Consider the following 17,088-nt stretch of genomic DNA (forward strand, 5'->3'; position numbering starts at 1 on the left):
CACGCCGCAGGGCCCGAGGCTAAGCTTCCATCGCTGCATTCCGGCCCGTGTTTCCGCAGGGGCCAACAGAGCCCGGAGGGGGGCCTGATGTCCAATACGCCATGGTGGCGCGGCGCCGTCATCTACCAGATCTACCCGCGCAGTTTCCTCGATGCCAACGGCGATGGAGTCGGCGACCTGCCCGGCATCATCGACCGCCTGGACTACATCGCCGCGCTCGGCGTGGACGCGATCTGGATCTCGCCGTTCTTCAAATCGCCGATGGCCGACTTCGGCTATGACATCGCCGATTACCGCGACGTGGATCCGCTGTTCGGCACCCTGGACGATTTCGACCGGCTGCTGGCCAAGGCGCATGCGCTGGGCCTGAAGGTGATGATCGACCAGGTGCTGAGCCATACCTCGATCGAGCACGACTGGTTCCGCGAGAGCCGCCAGGACCGCACCAATCCGAAGGCGGACTGGTATGTGTGGGCCGACCCGCGCGAGGACGGCACCGCGCCGAACAACTGGATGTCACTGTTCGGTGGCGTGGCGTGGCAGTGGGAGCCGCGGCGCGAGCAGTACTTCCTGCACAACTTCCTGGCCGACCAGCCGGACCTGAATTTCCATAATCCGGCGGTGCAGAAAGCCACGCTGGACAACGTGCGGTTCTGGCTGGATCGCGGGGTGGATGGATTCCGACTGGATGCGATCAATTTCTGCTTCCATGACCGCCAGCTGCGTGACAATCCGCCGAAGCCGGCGGACAAGCGCGTCGGGCGTGGTTTCAGTCCGGACAATCCGTACGCCTACCAGTACCACTATTTCAACAATACCCAGCCGGAGAACCTGCCGTTCCTGGAGGAACTGCGTGCGCTGCTCGACCAGTATCCGGGGGCGGTCAGCCTGGGTGAAATCTCCTCGGAGGATTCACTGGCCACCACCGCCGAATACACCACCGCCAAGCGCCTGCACATGGGGTACAGCTTCGAGCTGCTGGTGGATGACTACAGCGCGGCCTATATCCGCGATACGGTATCGCGGCTGGAAGCGGCGATGACCGAGGGCTGGCCGTGCTGGGCCATCTCCAACCATGACGTGGAGCGCGCGGTGACCCGCTGGGGCGGGCATCCGGCCGATCCACGCCTGGCACGGATGCTGGTGGCGATGCTCTGTTCGCTGCGCGGCTCCATCTGCCTGTACCAGGGCGAGGAGCTCGGCCTGGGCGAGGCGGATGTCCCGTTCGAGGCGCTGCAGGACCCCTACGGCATCACCTTCTGGCCGAACTTCAAGGGCCGCGACGGCTGCCGCACCCCGTTGCCGTGGCGCGATGCCCCGCTGGCCGGTTTCACCACAGGCACGCCGTGGTTGCCGATCCCGGCCGACCATCAGTCGCGCGCAGTCGCCGTGCAGGAAGCCGAGCCGGATTCCGTGCTGTCTGCTTTCCGCCGCTTCCTGGCCTGGCGACGCACGCAGCCGGTGCTGATGCACGGTGCCATCCAGTTCCTGGACAGTGCCGAGCCGGTGCTGCTGTTCGAACGCACGCTGAGCGAAGAACGGTTGCTGCTGGCCTTCAATCTGTCCTCCCAGCCGGTACGCCACCCGCTGCCCGCCGGGGCATGGCGGGCGGTGGAGGTGCCGGGTCCGGATGCGGGCGCGATCGATGGCGTCGACATGGTGCTTCCCGCGCACGCGGTGTACTGCGCACGTCGCATCGACTGACTGTTATCTCCGTTGGTGGTAGTTGAAGGGGCGCGGCCGAGGAGCTGCGCCCCTTTTTTTGGTCGAATTCCGAGGCGGGAAGCGAACTGTCCTGAACGACAGCGTCAGACAGGCAAGGCAAATTCCAAGCTCCTGCCACAGAACGGAACCGACATGAAAATCCATCCCGCGACAGTCCTGGTGATGTGTGCGCTGCTCGGTGCAGCCTTCGACACGACCGCCACGCAAAGGGGGCCGGACCAGGATGCAGCGTGCGCCGATGCCTTCAGCCGATCCCCCGCCGCCGCAACCTGCACGCTGCACAAGGCTGAAGCCAACGTCAACCATTGCAACTTGTGGGCAAGCTGCAGGCGCGACAACGGGAGCTTCAACGAAACGTTCGGCGTATTCAAGGGAGACCGTGTTTACAGGGTCTGCAACAAGGATGGCAAGCTGGTAGCTGGCTGCCCTGGCTGAGCGACCCGGTGAACCGGGCACGACGGATGTTTGCCACACGCCGGAAACGAAAATGGCGCCCCATGAGGGCGCCATTCCGTTCAGTCCCGCGGAGGCAGGGTCAGAACTTGTAGTTCAGCCCCAGCATGTAGGTGCGGCCCCATTCCACGTATTCCAGCGGACGATCCGTCGTCCCGGCATAGGTGCGGTACGGCTCGTTGGTCAGGTTGGTGCCCTGCAGCAGCAGGGTCAGGCCGGCCATGGCGCTGCTGTCGCTGAAGGTGTAGCTCACCTGCGCGTCGGTCACGTTCTCGCCCACCACGTAACGCAGCGTGCGGTTGCCGTTGAAGTTGCCGATCTCACCGATGAAGTCCGAACGACGGCGCTGGCTCACGCGTGCTTCAAACCCATTGCGCTCGAAGTAGGCGGTGAAGTTGTACACGCGGTCGGACAGGCCGGGCAGCGCGATCGGATCGCTGCCCACGCTGGAGGCGCTTTCCGGATCCAGGATCTCGATGTCGCTGTCGTTGAAGGTCGCGCTGGCCTGCACGCCGAAACCACGCAGGGCATCGGTGAACATGTCCAGCGGCAGCGAAGCGGTCAGTTCCAGGCCGCGCAGGGTGCCGCCCTTGCCGTTCTGCGGCGAAGAGAACGTTCCGGTCTGCAGCACCGGTGCCACCATGCCCGGCGGCGGCACGTAGCTGGCCAGCAGGTCGGAGAAGTCGTAGTCGTCGACCGACTGGGTGTACACGTAGCTCTTCAGGTCCTTGTAGAACACCGCGGCCGCCACATAGGCGCGTTCACCGAAGTACTTTTCATAGGACAGGTCGAGCGCGGTGGCACGCCATGGATCCAGCAGCGGGTTGCCGCCGCTGCCGCCGGGGCGGCCGGTGGCGGTGTCCACGCCAAACTCCAGGCCGGCACGCATCTGGTCCACGCGTGGGCGCGCCACCTGCTTGGCCGCGGCGAAGCGCAGGGTCTGCTGGTGCGGGAACATGAAGGCCAGGTTCAAGCTCGGCAGCCAGTCGTTGTAGGTCTTGCCGGCGTCGATCGGCAGCACGTTCTGGCCGTCCGGACGCGAGCGGTCGAAGTAGTTGGACTGCGAGCTCTGGTCGGCGTGCTGCATCTGCACGCCGATATTGCCGCGTACGCCGACCACGCCGATGTCGGTGTTGATGTTGGCGCGCAGCCACGCGGTGGTGATCTTCTCCTGCACCGTCCACGACTTGGGAATCAGGTAGTCCAGATCGGTGACCGGGTTGAACTCCATGTAGCGCTCGACGGCGGCCGGCACGTTCCAGGCCGGGATGTAGCCGATGCCGGCGAAGCCCAGGTTGACGCGGTCACGCTGCAGGTCAGCGGCGATATTCGCATCGCCCTGTGCACCGAGCAGGATGTTGCCCTCGGCCTGGGTTTTGTCCTTCTGGCGGTCGGCGTAGTTGACGCCGATGTCGAAGTCGGCGAACACCGAGGAAAGGCCTTCCGGCGCCGGCAGGGTGAGTGCCACGCGTGCACCCTTCAGGCGGTCTTCCACCGTGGGTACCTTGCCGTAGCCGGATCCGTAGATGGTGTTGGTCAGGAACAGCGCATCGGGATTGGAGTAGTCCAGCCCCGGAGTGATCTGCGAAAAACCGTTCGGGTTGACCACCAGGCCGATGGTATCCAGCTGCGGCATCGGGGTCAGCTGCAGGTTGTTTTCCAGGTTCAGCTCATCGCGGGTGGCCTTGGAGTAGTTCACGTCGGCCACCAGCTTGACGCCGTTGCCGAAGGTGAACTCGTTGTTCCAGCCGAACGCATCGATCTTGTCTTCGCGCTTGTTGTACATGCCGCGCACCAGCGGATAGACGCCGCTGGCGGTGCCACCGGCGAAGGTGCCATCGGCATTCACCTGCGGATTGCTGATCAGCAGGCCCGGCGTGTAGCCACCGTTGAAGTTGCTGAGGTTGACCTCGAACTGGTTGGCGGTGTCGATCTGTTCGGCTTCAGTGTGGAAGGCATCGAGCGTACTGGTCCAGCTGTTGGACGGCCGGAACTGCACGGTGGCCATCACGCCGTCGCGCTTGTTGTTGCCGGTGCGGCGCAGCGCCTTGATGCCATCGCTGAAGGCAACGCCCGGGGCTAGCCCCGGCCGGTTGCCGTTGTCGGTGTGTTCGGTGGTCCACGGCTCGTACAGACCGACCTGGTTTTCCTGGATCGGGTTGTCGCTGTGCGCGTAACCAATGGCAATGCCCAGCGTCTTGTCCAGGAACTGGTCGATGTAGCTGGCGCTGAAGCGGTTGCCGAACTCGTCCACGCCAGCGGCTTCGCCGAGCGAACTCTTCTGGTAGCGGCCGCTGACCGCGATCACGCGGTCCGGGAAGCTCAGCGGACGGGCGGTCTGCATGTCGATGGTGCCCGACAAGCCCTGGCCGACCAGGGCCGCGTCAGGAGTCTTGTACACGGTCACGCCGTTGACCAGTTCGGACGGATACTGGTCGAACTCGACGCTGCGGTTGTCACCGGTGCTGACCACTTCGCGGCCATTGAGCAGGGTGGTGGCGAAGTCCGGCGACAGGCCGCGCACGCTGATCACCTGGGCGCGGCCGGCCACGCGCTGTGCGGCCAGGCCGGGCAGGCGCGCGAGCGATTCGGCGATGCTGACGTCGGGCAGTTTGCCGATGTCTTCAGCGGAAATGACTTCCACCACCGAGGTGGCGTCCTGCTTCACCGCGATGGCGTTCTCGATGCCGCGGCGGATGCCGGTGACCTGCACCGCATCCAGGTTGGTCGCCGCAGAACCGGTCTGGCCGGTGGCGGTGGTGGACGTGGTGGACTGCGCAAATGCGAGTACCGGTGACAGTGCGACGGCCAGCGCCAATGACAGCGCGTTGCGCTTGTGGTTCGACATTTCCCCTCCCAGGCAATGTTGCCGAATCTAGTTGTGGTCCGCGCCGGCACTGCCGATACGGGTCGCGGCACGGTGGCCGCTGACTGCGACGCTATGGTATGCAGCGCGCCGCGCGCTGGAATCAGCCTGCATACGTATTCAATGCAACGACATGCGGTGTAAGCGATTACAAAAAGGGGACGGAGGGAATTAATTTGAATTAATTCCCTCCGTCCCCTTTTTGAAGCGGATGGCCTGGCCGCCGCCGGGGCCGAGGATCAGGGTGAGCTGGTCGGAGCTGGTGACCTCGCGGGTCTCGCGCGCGAAGGCAAAAGGATTGGTGCGGAAATCCGCGCCGTCGCCATCGCGGTAGATCTCCGCCGTGTAGCGCACGCCCGGTTCCAGGAAGCCCAGTGATACCGGCAGCACGCGGCCGTGCTCATCGGTGATGCTGCCCAGGAACCAGTCGCGGCTGTTGCGGTCGCGGCGGACGATGGTGACGAAGTCGCCGACCTCGCCATCCAGCACCCGGGTCTGTTCCCAGTCCACCGCCACGTCCTTGATGAACTGGAAGGCGTCCAGGTGCTGCTGATAATGCTCGGGCAGGTCGGCGGCCATCTGGATCGGGCTGTACAGCACCACGTACAGCGCCAACTGGCGGGCCAGCGTGCTGGGAATGGCCTGCCCATGGCGGCCCTTCAACGACAGCACCCCGGGGGTGTAATCCATCGGCCCGGACAGCATCCGGGTGAACACCAGGTTGACCTCGTGCTCGGGCGGATTGGGCGGCTGGCCCCACGCGTTGTACTCCATGCCGCGTGCGCCTTCGCGCGATATCCAGTTCGGATAGGTGCGGCGCAGGCCGGTGTCCTTGATCGGTTCGTGCGGATTGACCGCGAGCCTGCGTGCGGCCGCTTCCTGCACCACCTTCAAATGGTGGCGGGCCATGAACTGGCCGTCATGCCATTCGCGCAGCAGCGGGCCACCGGCCGGGTTGCGTCGGTCCACCTGGCCGTCATCGCAGACGTAGCCGGTCTTGAACGAATCCACGCCCAGGCGCGCATACAGATCGAGCGCCGCGCCCAGCTGGTCCTCGTAATGGTCGATGGCGCAGCCGGTTTCATGGTGGCCCACCAGGTGCACGCCCTTCTTCGCACCGTACGCGGACAGCGCCTCGATATCGAAATCCGGCGTCGCGCGGGTGAAGTCGAAGTCGTAGCCGTTGCCGACCCAGTTGCCGTCCCAGCCGGGATTCCAGCCTTCCACCAGCACGCCACGGAAGCCGTTGGCGGCGGCGAAATCAATCACCTTCTTCGTCTTGGCGGTGGTAGCGGCGTGGCGCCGGCCGGTGGCCCAGCTTTCCTCGTCCAGGTGCATCGACCACCACACCCCGAGATACTTCGATGGCTTGACCCAGCTGACATCGCCCAGCGCATTGGGTTCGTTGAGGTTGAGGATCAGGTCCGATTCGACCAGTCCACCCGCGCGGTCGGCGATCTGCAGCGTGCGCCACGGCGTGCTGAAGGGCAGGGCACGGCGGACCTTCCAGCCATCGGCGGACGGTGACAACTGCGCGCGCAGGCGCTGGCCTTCGGTGCGGCGCAGCCACATGCCGGCATAGTCCACCAGCGCGGCTTCGTGGATGGCCACGTGCAGCCCGGCGTCGCTGCGCAGGGTGATGGGGGTGTGCGCCAACGGCACTTCCTGCAGCGGCGTGCGCGCATAGAGGTATTCATAATGGATCGGCTCGCCGGCCGGGATCCACCAGGCCGTGGACGGCTGGGCGATGGCGAACTCGGTCAGCTCCTCATCGATGATCGCCTCGGCCAGTCCCGGCTGCTGCGGAAACACGTAGCGAAAGCCCACGCCGTCATCGAACACCCGGAACACTACGTCCAGCCGGCGTTTTTCGCCGGTGGTCTGGCGCAGGGAAACGGTCAGCTCGTTGTAGTGGTTGCGGGTCAGTCGGCGTTCGCCCCAGGGCTGCTCCCAGGTTTCATCGAAGCGGCGGGTGCTGCTGCCGGTGATTTCAAAATCGCGGTCCAGCCGGCCATCGCGCAGTTCGAAGCCCAGCTTGGATGCGTCCACCACCGCATCGCCCAGTCGCTCCACCTGGTAGCGGGCCGTCCCGCCGTCCACCTGCAGCGTCACTTTCAGGATCTTCCCCGGCGATTCGACACTGGCCGACGGGGTGGTGGCAGCCATCAGGACCGGGCTGGCGAACAGCAGGGCCAGGCCCAGCCACGGCCTGCTGTGCCCACGCAGCAACAATGAAAACAGCGACATTTCCCCTCCCAGGGTGATGCAGGAACTGCGCCGACCATAGCCCAGCCGGTACGGCCGCCTGACCCGACAGGCCATGAATACGTATGCAGGCAGACCGCCTCCGGCGCCTGCCGTCTACCATGTCCGCACGATGCCTTGAGGGAGGCGTTGCGCCCCCGCCGGCCGCTTGGCAGGCAGGGACCTACAACATGCAAAGAGGGAGGGAGGGTGACAGGCGCAAGCCGGTCGTCCGCTTCGATGCTGAAGATGATCTGCCTGACCGTCGCCATCGCGACGACGCTGGGTTCGGCCGCGCATGCCGCCGACCTGGAATTCGCTGGCCGCACGGCGCGCGCCGAATCCGTGGCCGGTGGCGGCTTCGTGCTGCACACGCCGGATCGCCAAGTGCGCATTACCGCGCAGCCGATGCGCAGCGATACCGCCAGCCCGATGTTCGATGCCCTGTTCGCGCTTGCGCAGCAGGAACTGGACCAGGACCGCGTGGAGGCGATCCGCGATCCCTCCTTTGACGAGGGCCGCCCGGTGCCGTGCGAGTGCTTCAAGACCGGTGCCAACTGGCCGTATGTCTGGACGCGCGATGTCAGCTTCGCCGCCGACCTGGCGCTGGCACGGCTGGATCCGCAGCGCACCCGACAGTCGCTGCAGTTCAAGCTGTCCGAAGCACGCGATGGCCATACCTCCGGCCTGTTCGTGGCGCAGGACACCGGCTCCGGTGGCAGCTGGCCGATCAGCAGCGATCGCATCGTGTGGTTCCTCGCCGCGCGCCACCTGCTGGACGACACCGCCTTCGCCGATCAGGTCTGGCAGGCGCTGCAGGGCACGCTGGCGCAGGACCGGGCGATGGTGTTCGACGCGGCCACCGGACTGTACCGGGGCGAGACCTCGTTCCTGGACTGGCGCGAGCAGACCTATCCGGACTGGACCCGCGAGGACGTGCGCTTCATCGGCGATTCCTTCGCGCTGTCCACCAACGTGCTGCACTACCAGGCCCTTCGGCTTGGCGAGCAGTTGGCGGATCAGCACGGCGATGCCACGCGCGCGGCGCAGTACAAAGCCTGGGCCGATGCGCTGGGGCTGCGGATCGATGCGCGCTTCTGGCGCGAAGATGCCGGCCAGTACATGAGCTACATCGGCGAAGCCGCGCACCCGGTGCCCTACGCCAAGTACGATCTGCTGGCGACGTCGCTGGGTGTGTTGGCCGGCGTGCTGCCGACCGAGCGTGCACGCCGCGCGCTGGCTGCGTATCCGGCGAGTGCGGCCGGCAGCCCGGTGGTGTGGCCGCAGGAAGGCAACCAGCCGGTCTACCACAACCGCGCGATCTGGCCGTTCGTCAGTGCGTATTCGCTGCGCGCCGCGCGCCTGCTGGACGATGCGCCGCGCATCACCGGCGAAGTGCAGTCGCTGATGCGCGGTGCTGCGTTGGCCGGTTCGAACATGGAAAACTACGAGCTGCTGACGCAGAAGATCCACGTCGACGAAGGTAAGTTGAGTGGGCCGGTGGTGAACTCCGAACGCCAGCTGTGGTCGGTCGCCGGCTACCTGGACATGGTGCTGCAGGGCGTGTTCGGCATGGAAACCGACGGCCGAGTGCAGCCGAAGCTGCCGGTCGCGCTGGTGCCGGAACTGTTCGGTACGCGTGACCGCATCACGCTGCAGATGGAGGGCAAGCGCTATGTGCTGCTTAAGCCTGACGTGCTGCAGGGTGAGCTGCTGGTGGCCGGAAAAGTACAGCGCGACGGTGACACCACGACGGTGCAGCTGGCGCCCGCGGCGACTTCTCCGCAGCGTGTGGTGCGTGCCCAGAGGGCACGTACTGCCGTTGATGCGGCCGCCTATGCACCCGCGACGCCTGCCGCGCCTTCGGCCAAGCAGGACGGCAAAGCGTGGACCATCAGGGTGCCGGCCCAGCACGTGCTGTGGCGCGATGGTGCAGCCGTTGACGTGCACGATGGCGTGGCCCGCATGGCGGATGACGGCCTGCAGCACTGCCTCAGCCTGACCTATCGCGAAAACGCGCTGGAATCGCTGCACAGCCCGACCACCTGCATCGGCCCGCAGCAGCGCCTGCCCGGTGCGCAGCGCTGGTCGTGGACGCAACCCGCGGCCGGTCGCGTGCGCGTGCGGCTGCAGTTCAACAACCCCAACGGCCCGATCAACACCGGGGTCACCGCTGCGGTGAAGCAGCTCGCGGTAAGCTGCGCCGGCCAGCCCGTACAGACGCATACGATGGTGATGCCGCATAGCGTGGCGGTGCAGGAATCCACCGCGGCCGAGTTCGACCTGCCTGCCAGCGCGTGCACGTTCCAGCTGCAGGACGGCTTCAACATGAGCGCGCTTCAGCACTTCGCCCACTACACCGGCGGCAAGGGCGGCCGCGCGGGCGTGCTCAACGAGGCGGACGTCAAGGCGCTGCTGCTGGCACCCATCGCCCCGCTCGCAGGGGATCGCCCATGAGCCGTCCCGCTGTCAGCCGGCCTGACAAACCGCAGCTGTCGTTCTGGCAGATCTGGAACATGTGCTTCGGTTTCCTCGGCATCCAGTTCGGCTTCGCGCTGCAGAACGCCAACGCCAGCCGCATCTTCGAAACCTTGGGCGCGTCAATGGACGCGGTGCCCGGGCTGTGGATCGCCGCACCGCTGACCGGCCTGCTGGTGCAGCCGATAGTCGGCTATCTGTCCGACCGCACCTGGACGCGCTGGGGCCGTCGCCGCCCGTTCTTCATGATCGGCGCGGTGCTGACCACGTTGGCGCTGCTGGTGATGCCGAACTCGCCCACGCTGTGGATCGCCGCTGGCACGCTGTGGGTGCTGGATGCGTCCATCAACGTATCGATGGAGCCGTTCCGTGCCTTCGTCGGTGACCAGCTGGCACCGCGCCAGCGGCCGACCGGCTTCGCCATGCAGAGCTTCTTCATCGGCGTGGGCGCCATCGTGGCCAGCTTCCTGCCCTTCATCCTCGCCCACTTCGGCGTGGCCAATACCGCCGCGCCGGGCGAAGTGCCGGATACCGTGCGCTATGCGTTCTACTTCGGCGCGGTGGTGCTGCTGGCGGCGATCACCTGGACCGTACTGAGCACGCGCGAATACTCACCGACCGAGCTGGCCGGCTTCGCCGATGCCGAGCCGCCGCACGCCCATGCGGTGGCCGCGCGCGGCGTTCCGCCGTGGGCGCAGATTGTGCTGTGGCTGGTGGTGGGCATCGTGCTGGCGGCGCTGATCGCCTGGCAGGGCGGGGACAAGATGCTGTACGTGCTGGCCGGCCTGTGTGCGGCCTACGGCATCCTGCTGGGCGTGGCGCGGGTGCTGCCCGGCACCCACATGCTGGCCACCATCGTCGATGACCTGCGCCACATGCCGGGCACCATGCGGCGGCTGGCGTGGGTGCAGTTCTTCTCCTGGTTCGCATTGTTCGCGATGTGGATCTACACCACCGCCGCAGTGGCCGGCACCCACTTCGGTTCCACCGATCCGCAGTCGGCCGCCTACAACGAAGGGGCCAACTGGGTCGGCGTGCTGTTCGGTGCGTACAACGGCTTTGCTGCCCTTGCCGCCCTGCTGATCCCGCTGATGGTGCGCGCCATCGGGCTGCGCTGGAGCCACCTGGTCAACCTGTGGCTGGGCGGGGCAGGGCTGGCGTCGATGATGTTCATCGACGATCCGCACTGGCTGCTGTTGTCGATGGTGGGCGTGGGCTTCGCCTGGGCGTCCATCCTGTCCCTGCCTTATGCCCTGCTGTCGGACAGCGTGCCGGCGGCGAAGATGGGCGTGTACATGGGCATCTTCAATTTCTTCATCGTGATCCCGCAGCTGGTGGCCGCCAGCGCGCTTGGTTTTGCCCTGCGCGCATGGCTGGGTGGCCAGCCGATGCAGGTGCTGGTACTGGGCGGCTGCAGCCTGCTCGTGGCCGGCCTGTGCGTGCTGCGTGTTCCGTCCCGTCCGGAGGTGGTGTGATGCGTGTGCGTCTGTCTGTTGCTGTAGGTTTCGCCCTGTTCGCTGGCCAGGTGCTGGCCGCCCCGCGCCCGGAGTACGTAGGCACCACCGAACCGTTCGCCAGTGATGCGGTCTATTTCGTGGTCACCGACCGCTTCGTCAATGGTGACCCCTCCAACGACCATCGCGACCAGGGCGGCAAGCACCGCACGTTCGATATCCCGGTGCCGTGCCCGGACAAGGTGGACGGCAACATCGGCTACCTCGGCGGTGACTTCAAGGGCGTGCTCGACAACGCGGACTACATCCGCAACCTCGGCTTCGGCGCAGTGTGGATCACCCCCATCGTCGACAACCCGGACCAGGCGTTCACCGGCAGCAAGGAAATCAGCTGCACCAGTACCCTGACCGACCGCGGCAAGACCGGTTACCACGGGTACTGGGGCACCAATTTCTACAAGCTGGACGAACACCTGCCCAGCGCCGGCCTGCAGTTCGCCGACTTCACCAGGGGCCTGCACGCAGCCAGGCTGAAGGTGGTGCTGGACATCGTCGGCAACCACGGCTCGCCTTCATGGACCATGCCGGTGCGCCAGCCGCAGTTCGGGCAGATCTTCGACAAGGACGGCAGGTTGATCGCCGACCACGAAAACCTGGCGCCGCAGCAGCTGGATCCGAAGCACAACCGGCTGCATGCGTTCTACAACAACATCGGCCCGGTGGATTCGTCGAAGGGTTCGATTTTCGACGGCAACCTGGCTGAGCTGGGCGACTTCAACGAACACAACCCGGCGGTGATGGATTACCTGGTGGGTGCCTACCTGCAATGGACCGCGCAGGGCGTGGACGCGCTGCGCATCGATACCATCGGCTGGCTGCCGCACCCGTGGTGGAACGCGTTCGTGCGCCGCGTGCGCGCCGAGCATCCGGGCATGTTCATGTTCGGCGAAGCGTTCGACTACGACGCGTCGAAGATCGCCGAGCACACCTGGCCGGCGAATGCCAATGTCAGCGTCTTGGATTTTCCCTCGCGCGGGGCGATGGAGGAGACCTTCGGGCTGAAGCAGAAGGGTTTCGAGACGCTGGCTGAGCCACTGCACCTGCTGGGCGGACCGTACGCCAACCCGTACGAGCTGATGAGTTTCTACGACAACCACGACATGCCGCGGCTGGATGCCAGCGATACCGGCTTCATCGACGCGAACAACTGGCTGTTCACCGCGCGCGGCATTCCGGTGCTGTACTACGGATCGGAAACCGGCTTCATGCGCGGCCGCGCCGAGCACGCCGGCAACCGTGCGTATTTCGGCCAGCAGCGCGTGGACGCCGCAGCGCAGAGTCCGATCTTCGGGCCGCTGCAGCGCGTGGCGAAACTGCGCGAGACGACCCCGGCACTGCAGCGCGGGCTGCAGGTCAACGAGCGTCTGCAGGGCAACGAAGCGGTGTTCTTCCGCGTGCTGCAGTTCGACGGCGTCAAGCAGACGGCTCTGGTGCTGTTGAACAAGGGGGATGCAGCAACGCGCATCGAGGTGAAGCGTTACCTGCAGCCCGGCACCTGGCGCGACGCCCTTGACGGCGGCAGCGTGGAAGTCTCCGGCGCCCTTCAGGCCGATGTCCCCGCGCACGGCATCAAGGTGTTCATACTGGATGCCCCAGTGCAGCAGGACGCGCTACGCGCCGAACTCGACCGCGCCATGTCCGACCAGCACGCCCGCACCCGCAAACTCACCACTCCCTGACCATCCCGCTCCGGTGCGTGACGACCGTTGGTCGTCACGCTGTTGCCTCCGCTCCGGTAGGTGACGGCCGCTGGCCGTCATGCCCCTGCTCCGGTGGGTGACGACCGTTGGTCGTCACGCTGTTGTCTTTGAATCAAGAGCGTGACGACCAACGGTCGTCACCCACCACAGCCCTCCAGCGGCCCTCACTACCGCAGGTACAATCACGCTTCCGCCCGCCGTGCTGCACCCGCCATGACCGACCTTCCGCCCCAGACCCCGATCGAAACCCTGCTGCAGACCGCCATGGCCGGCCAATTGCCGATCAAGGCCTTCATGCAGGCCTTCGTCGCCTCCGAGGTGGTGCTGCTCACCGGCAGCCTGGTCACCCCCGACGGTAGCGGTTTCGACCCGCTGTTGTTCGACAAGCAAGGCGTGCTGCACGTCGCCGTGTTCACTGCCCCGGCGCGCGTCGGCGTCCATTCCGAACAGGCCCCGCACCAGATCCGCTGGCTGATGCTCGACGTGCTGCGCCGCGTACCGGGCGGCTACGGCGTGGTGATCAATCCCGGCACCACGCTGGGCTTTGAGATTTCGCCGACGGGAGTGGGTGAAATCCTCAAGGATTTCGCAACTTTGTAGCAGGTCGATCCATATTTCGCATCGCAGAATAGGCAATGTTCGCGTAAATTGGATCATCTGATTTTAGGCACTCGGCGCACGATGGAACTTCGCCTTCTTTGGTGGAACGTTGGAATCCTCAACGGAATTGGCCGCGCAGCCTCCGATTCAAAGCGTTCGGCTGCAATCTCGATTCTGGGTGAGTTGATCGGATCTCATCAGTCCGACCTGATTGGATTATGTGAGATATCCGTCGAGGACGTTCGCGCGCTGGAGCTTGTCGTGAATGACCTTGGATATGGGGTGAGGTCGCTACATGCGCAGGATGGAAAAGTTCGCTGCAATATGTGCGTGGTGTATCGAGTCGGAAAGTTGCGATTGTCCGAAGAGATGATCATTCATCACGTTGCTAGGTCAGGGGGCAAGGCGCTGCGGCTTGGTGTTGGCATTGTGGTCACTTTCGAAGCTGGCAAGGATGAGTTGGCGGTTGTGCTGTCCCATTGGCCAAGCCGTCTTTACATGCCCGACAGAAGCCAGGAGCGGATTTACCTGGGTTCTAAACTTCTTGACATAGTCTCCGAAATGCGTATGCAAAGACCGGTGGTCCTGATGGGCGATTATAATGATGAGCCATACAGTGACTCTATTTTCCACCACCTAGGTGCTGTTCGGGACAGCTCTCTGGCATTGGCTAATGGCAAAATCTACAACCCCTTCTGGAAGCATCTATCTGGGCCGTGGTCGCATCCTTTCACGGGCCTTCCGATAAGGCACGGCACACATCGATACGGCAGTGCCAGGAATCAAACTTGGTGGCTGTTCGATCAAATTATGTTTACGCACGATTTGCTCACAGGTGATAGCTGGGTCTTGGATGAATCGGGCGTTGGCGTGATTCCCTTGTCTGGCATTGGTGGCAGGAGCAAAGAAGCTAATTTCGATCACCTTCCGGTGGTTGCTCAATTGAACTGGAGTGTTTAATGGTTGATTTCGTCAAGGCGCTTCGTCAGGGGATGGCAGCCAAAGAAAATGCCGACAAGAATCAGGAGGAGATTAGAGGGGTTCTAGCCAGAGCCAGTTCGCAGTTTGCTGAAGTAGGTCTGAATGGATTCGTCTTCAAGATTGGCTCGGTCATGAAGATGACGGCGGCCTCGCTAAAGAAGCAGCGTGCGGGGATCCTTGGGATGACGCTTGACGATATGCCTGAGTATGAGATTTCTCATTACGCTTTGAGGGCTACTATCGGAAATCATCAGGTCGACCTTTGTGAGTGGTCCCGATCGGATGCTGGCTATCCGGTAAAGCTGAAGTACGCCGGGCGCGAGGTCACATGTCAGGACGGTGGCGGACTCGAGGTTGCCTTGACCGAGCTGCTGTCGACCGCATACGCAGGGCGGGAGATCGCGAAGCTCTTAACCACGGCGGGCGTTGCGCTGCCGAATTCGGCGTCGGATGATCCTGTGCAGACCGAGGAATGATCTGCAGTTTGGTTCGGCCTGCGTGGTTTCTTGTGCCACGCTGGTGATGGTTTTCGCTGCTGATTGAAATGCCGGTCCGGCCGGGCTGGCGCCGACACCTTACGCTGGGAAACTCCGTCCAGGGGGCGTCCAGGAGGCGTAGGGTTTGACGGGTAGTGACGGCCGCTGGTCGTCATGCAGACACACATGCACCAGCCGACCTGACGGCCAGTGGCCGTCACTAGCCTTGCACTCTCCACATAGCGTCTTGGGTCCCAGCGCTGACCCACCCCACGCGCGTGTCACCCGGCGTCCGGCTTCTTGTGCGGGTACCAGAGCAGTGAACTGCCGTTGTTCAGTGCTTCTTCGTAGAAGCAGACAAAGCCGCGGTAGAGATCCGTGTTCAGCACCTCCACCCGGAGCCTGCCGCAGCGCAGGTCCTGTATATCGCCCATGCCGAAGCGCGCGCACTCGGCCAGTGCCTCGTCGAACGCATCCTCCTCGCTCGGCTGGCTGAGGAACAGCATGCAGTTATGCCGATCGCCGACTTCCGGCGCCTTCCAATCGAACTCCGCCGTGCCTGAATACGCGCCGGAGAATCCGTAGATCATCACCACCCTCAGCGGTGTTTCTTCAGCAGCCATGCGGGTCCTTTCAGCGTTGCTGCGATGATTCGCGCAGCACCAGTTTCACCGGAATGCTCATCCCTTCGGCGGTTTCGCCGGCCACCAGCGCCAGTAGTTTCTCCACCAACAGCTGTCCGGCCTGCTTGGTGTCCTGCGCGACGGTAGTCAGCGGCGGCGATACCGAAGCCGCCAGGGGAATGTCATCAAACCCAGTGACGCGCACATCATGCGGTACGCGCAGGCCGTGTTCGCGCAGGGCGCGCAGCGCGCCGATGGCGATAAGGTCACTGGCCGCGCAGATGGCATCGAATGGCACGCCACGTGTCAGCAGCAGTTCGCAGGCGGTCTGCCCGTATTCCTCGGTGGTGATGGCGTCGACCTGCAACTGCGGATCGGCCGCCAGGCCACGCGCTTCCAGTGCAGCCACGTGCCCGCGGTAACGCTCCTGGAACTCCGGGTAATGACTGGAGGCATGGCCGAGGAAGGCGATACGGGTGCAGCCCTGGCCCAGCAGGTGGGCGGTGATGTCGAACCCGCCTTGGTAGTTGTCGCTGCCGATTGATACGCCGGGCTGGCCGGGCAGGGCGGCGCCCCAGCGCACGAAATGCGTGCCTTGTTCGACAAGCCGCTGCAGGCGGGTGAGCGATTCGTGGTAGTCGCCATAGCCCAGCAGGATGATGCCGTCGGCCTTGTTGCTGTCTTCGTAATCGGTATGCCAATCGGTGGACAGCTGCTGGAACGACACCAGCAGGTCGCGGCCGTGCAGGGCGCAGGCGCGGGTGATCGAGCCCAGCATCGCGTGGAAGAACGGATTGATCAACGAATCGTCGGTGGTGGGGTCTTCGAAGAACAGCAGCGCCAGCGTGCCGGCATTGCGCAGGCGCAGGCTGGAGGCGTTCTTGTCGACCTTGTAGTTCAGTTCGCGGGCGATGGCGATGATGCGCTGGCGGGTCTCGGCATTGACCATCGGGCTGCCACGCAGGGCGCGCGACACCGTGGGCTGAGAAACCCCGGCCAGGTGGGCGATGTCCAGGGACGTGGCTTTGCCTTTGATGGTCATGAACGCGGCGCTGGGGTGACGGCCTTCATGATGCCACGGGCTGTCGCGGGTCGCTGGTTTGAGCCACGCCGGAAGGCCACCTGCGCCGAGGCACGAGGTGGCGGACGGTGCGGGTCACAGTACCGGGGACGCTACCCCGCTATTTTCCCGGCGGATCCGAAGATCCCCGCGCACCGCCCGCCATGGAACCGACGGGACGATGCATTCTCTGCCCGGACGCCAAGCATGGGCAAAGTGCGGGGTGAAGCGTCTTACGCAGGACTGTGATCCTGGCTGGCCTCGTTGGACCAGCCCCGTCATCCTGCGCGGGCAGGGCGCGAGCGGCTATGAGAAAAACTGCAATCTGCAGGTGCGCGACGCCGAGCACGGCTCGGCGCTACCCGCCC

12 protein-coding genes are annotated in these 17,088 nt (G+C 64.7%); 8 read left to right on the forward strand and 4 right to left on the reverse strand.

Annotated elements, in window-relative coordinates; translation table 11 throughout:
- Window positions 1-87 precede the first annotated feature (87 nt).
- Together SOM47_RS05085 and SOM47_RS05090 are read left to right on the forward strand one after the other, a co-directional pair.
- Window positions 88-1,704, forward strand: a complete 1,617-nt coding sequence (locus SOM47_RS05085; RefSeq protein WP_320504929.1) for an alpha-glucosidase family protein — start codon at window positions 88-90, stop codon at window positions 1,702-1,704.
- Window positions 1,705-1,857: 153 nt separating this feature from the next.
- Window positions 1,858-2,160, forward strand: coding sequence for a hypothetical protein (locus tag SOM47_RS05090; protein WP_320504930.1), 303 nt, complete (start codon window positions 1,858-1,860; stop codon window positions 2,158-2,160).
- Between the two features lie 100 nt (window positions 2,161-2,260).
- Here SOM47_RS05090 and SOM47_RS05095 read toward each other — a convergent pair whose 3' ends face one another.
- Window positions 2,261-5,026 carry a TonB-dependent receptor gene (locus SOM47_RS05095; protein ID WP_320504931.1) on the reverse strand — a complete coding sequence of 922 codons (2,766 nt, stop codon included), beginning with the start codon at window positions 5,024-5,026 and terminating at the stop codon, window positions 2,261-2,263.
- Window positions 5,027-5,215: 189 nt separating this feature from the next.
- Complete coding sequence (locus SOM47_RS05100) at window positions 5,216-7,291, reverse strand: glycoside hydrolase family 97 protein (RefSeq protein ID WP_414715756.1); 2,076 nt, start codon at window positions 7,289-7,291, stop codon at window positions 5,216-5,218.
- A 237-nt stretch (window positions 7,292-7,528) separates the two neighbouring features.
- Between SOM47_RS05100 and SOM47_RS05105 the strand changes: the two genes are divergently transcribed.
- The 6 genes from SOM47_RS05105 (at window position 7,529) to SOM47_RS05130 (ending at window position 15,037) form a co-directional block, all read left to right on the forward strand.
- Entirely contained in the window at window positions 7,529-9,745 is a 2,217-nt protein-coding gene (locus SOM47_RS05105) for a glucosidase family protein (RefSeq protein ID WP_320504932.1), read from the forward strand.
- Complete coding sequence (locus SOM47_RS05110; protein ID WP_320504933.1) at window positions 9,742-11,241, forward strand: MFS transporter; 1,500 nt, start codon at window positions 9,742-9,744, stop codon at window positions 11,239-11,241. The genes SOM47_RS05105 and SOM47_RS05110 overlap by 4 nt, the downstream gene beginning before the upstream one ends.
- Complete coding sequence (locus SOM47_RS05115; protein WP_320504934.1) at window positions 11,241-12,959, forward strand: alpha-amylase family glycosyl hydrolase; 1,719 nt, start codon at window positions 11,241-11,243, stop codon at window positions 12,957-12,959. The genes SOM47_RS05110 and SOM47_RS05115 overlap by 1 nt, the downstream gene beginning before the upstream one ends.
- 234 nt (window positions 12,960-13,193) lie before the next feature.
- Complete coding sequence (locus tag SOM47_RS05120) at window positions 13,194-13,580, forward strand: SseB family protein (RefSeq protein WP_320504935.1); 387 nt, start codon at window positions 13,194-13,196, stop codon at window positions 13,578-13,580.
- 81 nt (window positions 13,581-13,661) lie between these two features.
- Window positions 13,662-14,540, forward strand: coding sequence for an endonuclease/exonuclease/phosphatase family protein (locus SOM47_RS05125; protein WP_320504936.1), 879 nt, complete (start codon window positions 13,662-13,664; stop codon window positions 14,538-14,540).
- Complete coding sequence (locus SOM47_RS05130; RefSeq protein WP_320504937.1) at window positions 14,540-15,037, forward strand: hypothetical protein; 498 nt, start codon at window positions 14,540-14,542, stop codon at window positions 15,035-15,037. Before SOM47_RS05125 ends, SOM47_RS05130 begins: the two co-directional genes overlap by 1 nt.
- A 281-nt stretch (window positions 15,038-15,318) precedes the next feature.
- Here the strand turns inward: SOM47_RS05130 and SOM47_RS05135 are convergent, their stop codons facing one another.
- Window positions 15,319-15,660, reverse strand: coding sequence for a hypothetical protein (locus SOM47_RS05135; RefSeq protein ID WP_320504938.1), 342 nt, complete (start codon window positions 15,658-15,660; stop codon window positions 15,319-15,321).
- Window positions 15,661-15,670: 10 nt separating this feature from the next.
- Window positions 15,671-16,702 carry a LacI family DNA-binding transcriptional regulator gene (locus SOM47_RS05140; protein WP_320504939.1) on the reverse strand — a complete coding sequence of 344 codons (1,032 nt, stop codon included), beginning with the start codon at window positions 16,700-16,702 and terminating at the stop codon, window positions 15,671-15,673.
- Between the last annotated feature and the right edge of the window lie 386 nt (window positions 16,703-17,088).

It is taken from the genome of Stenotrophomonas sp. CFBP8980, from assembly GCF_034046095.1.
Classification (GTDB): domain Bacteria; phylum Pseudomonadota; class Gammaproteobacteria; order Xanthomonadales; family Xanthomonadaceae; genus Stenotrophomonas; species Stenotrophomonas lacuserhaii.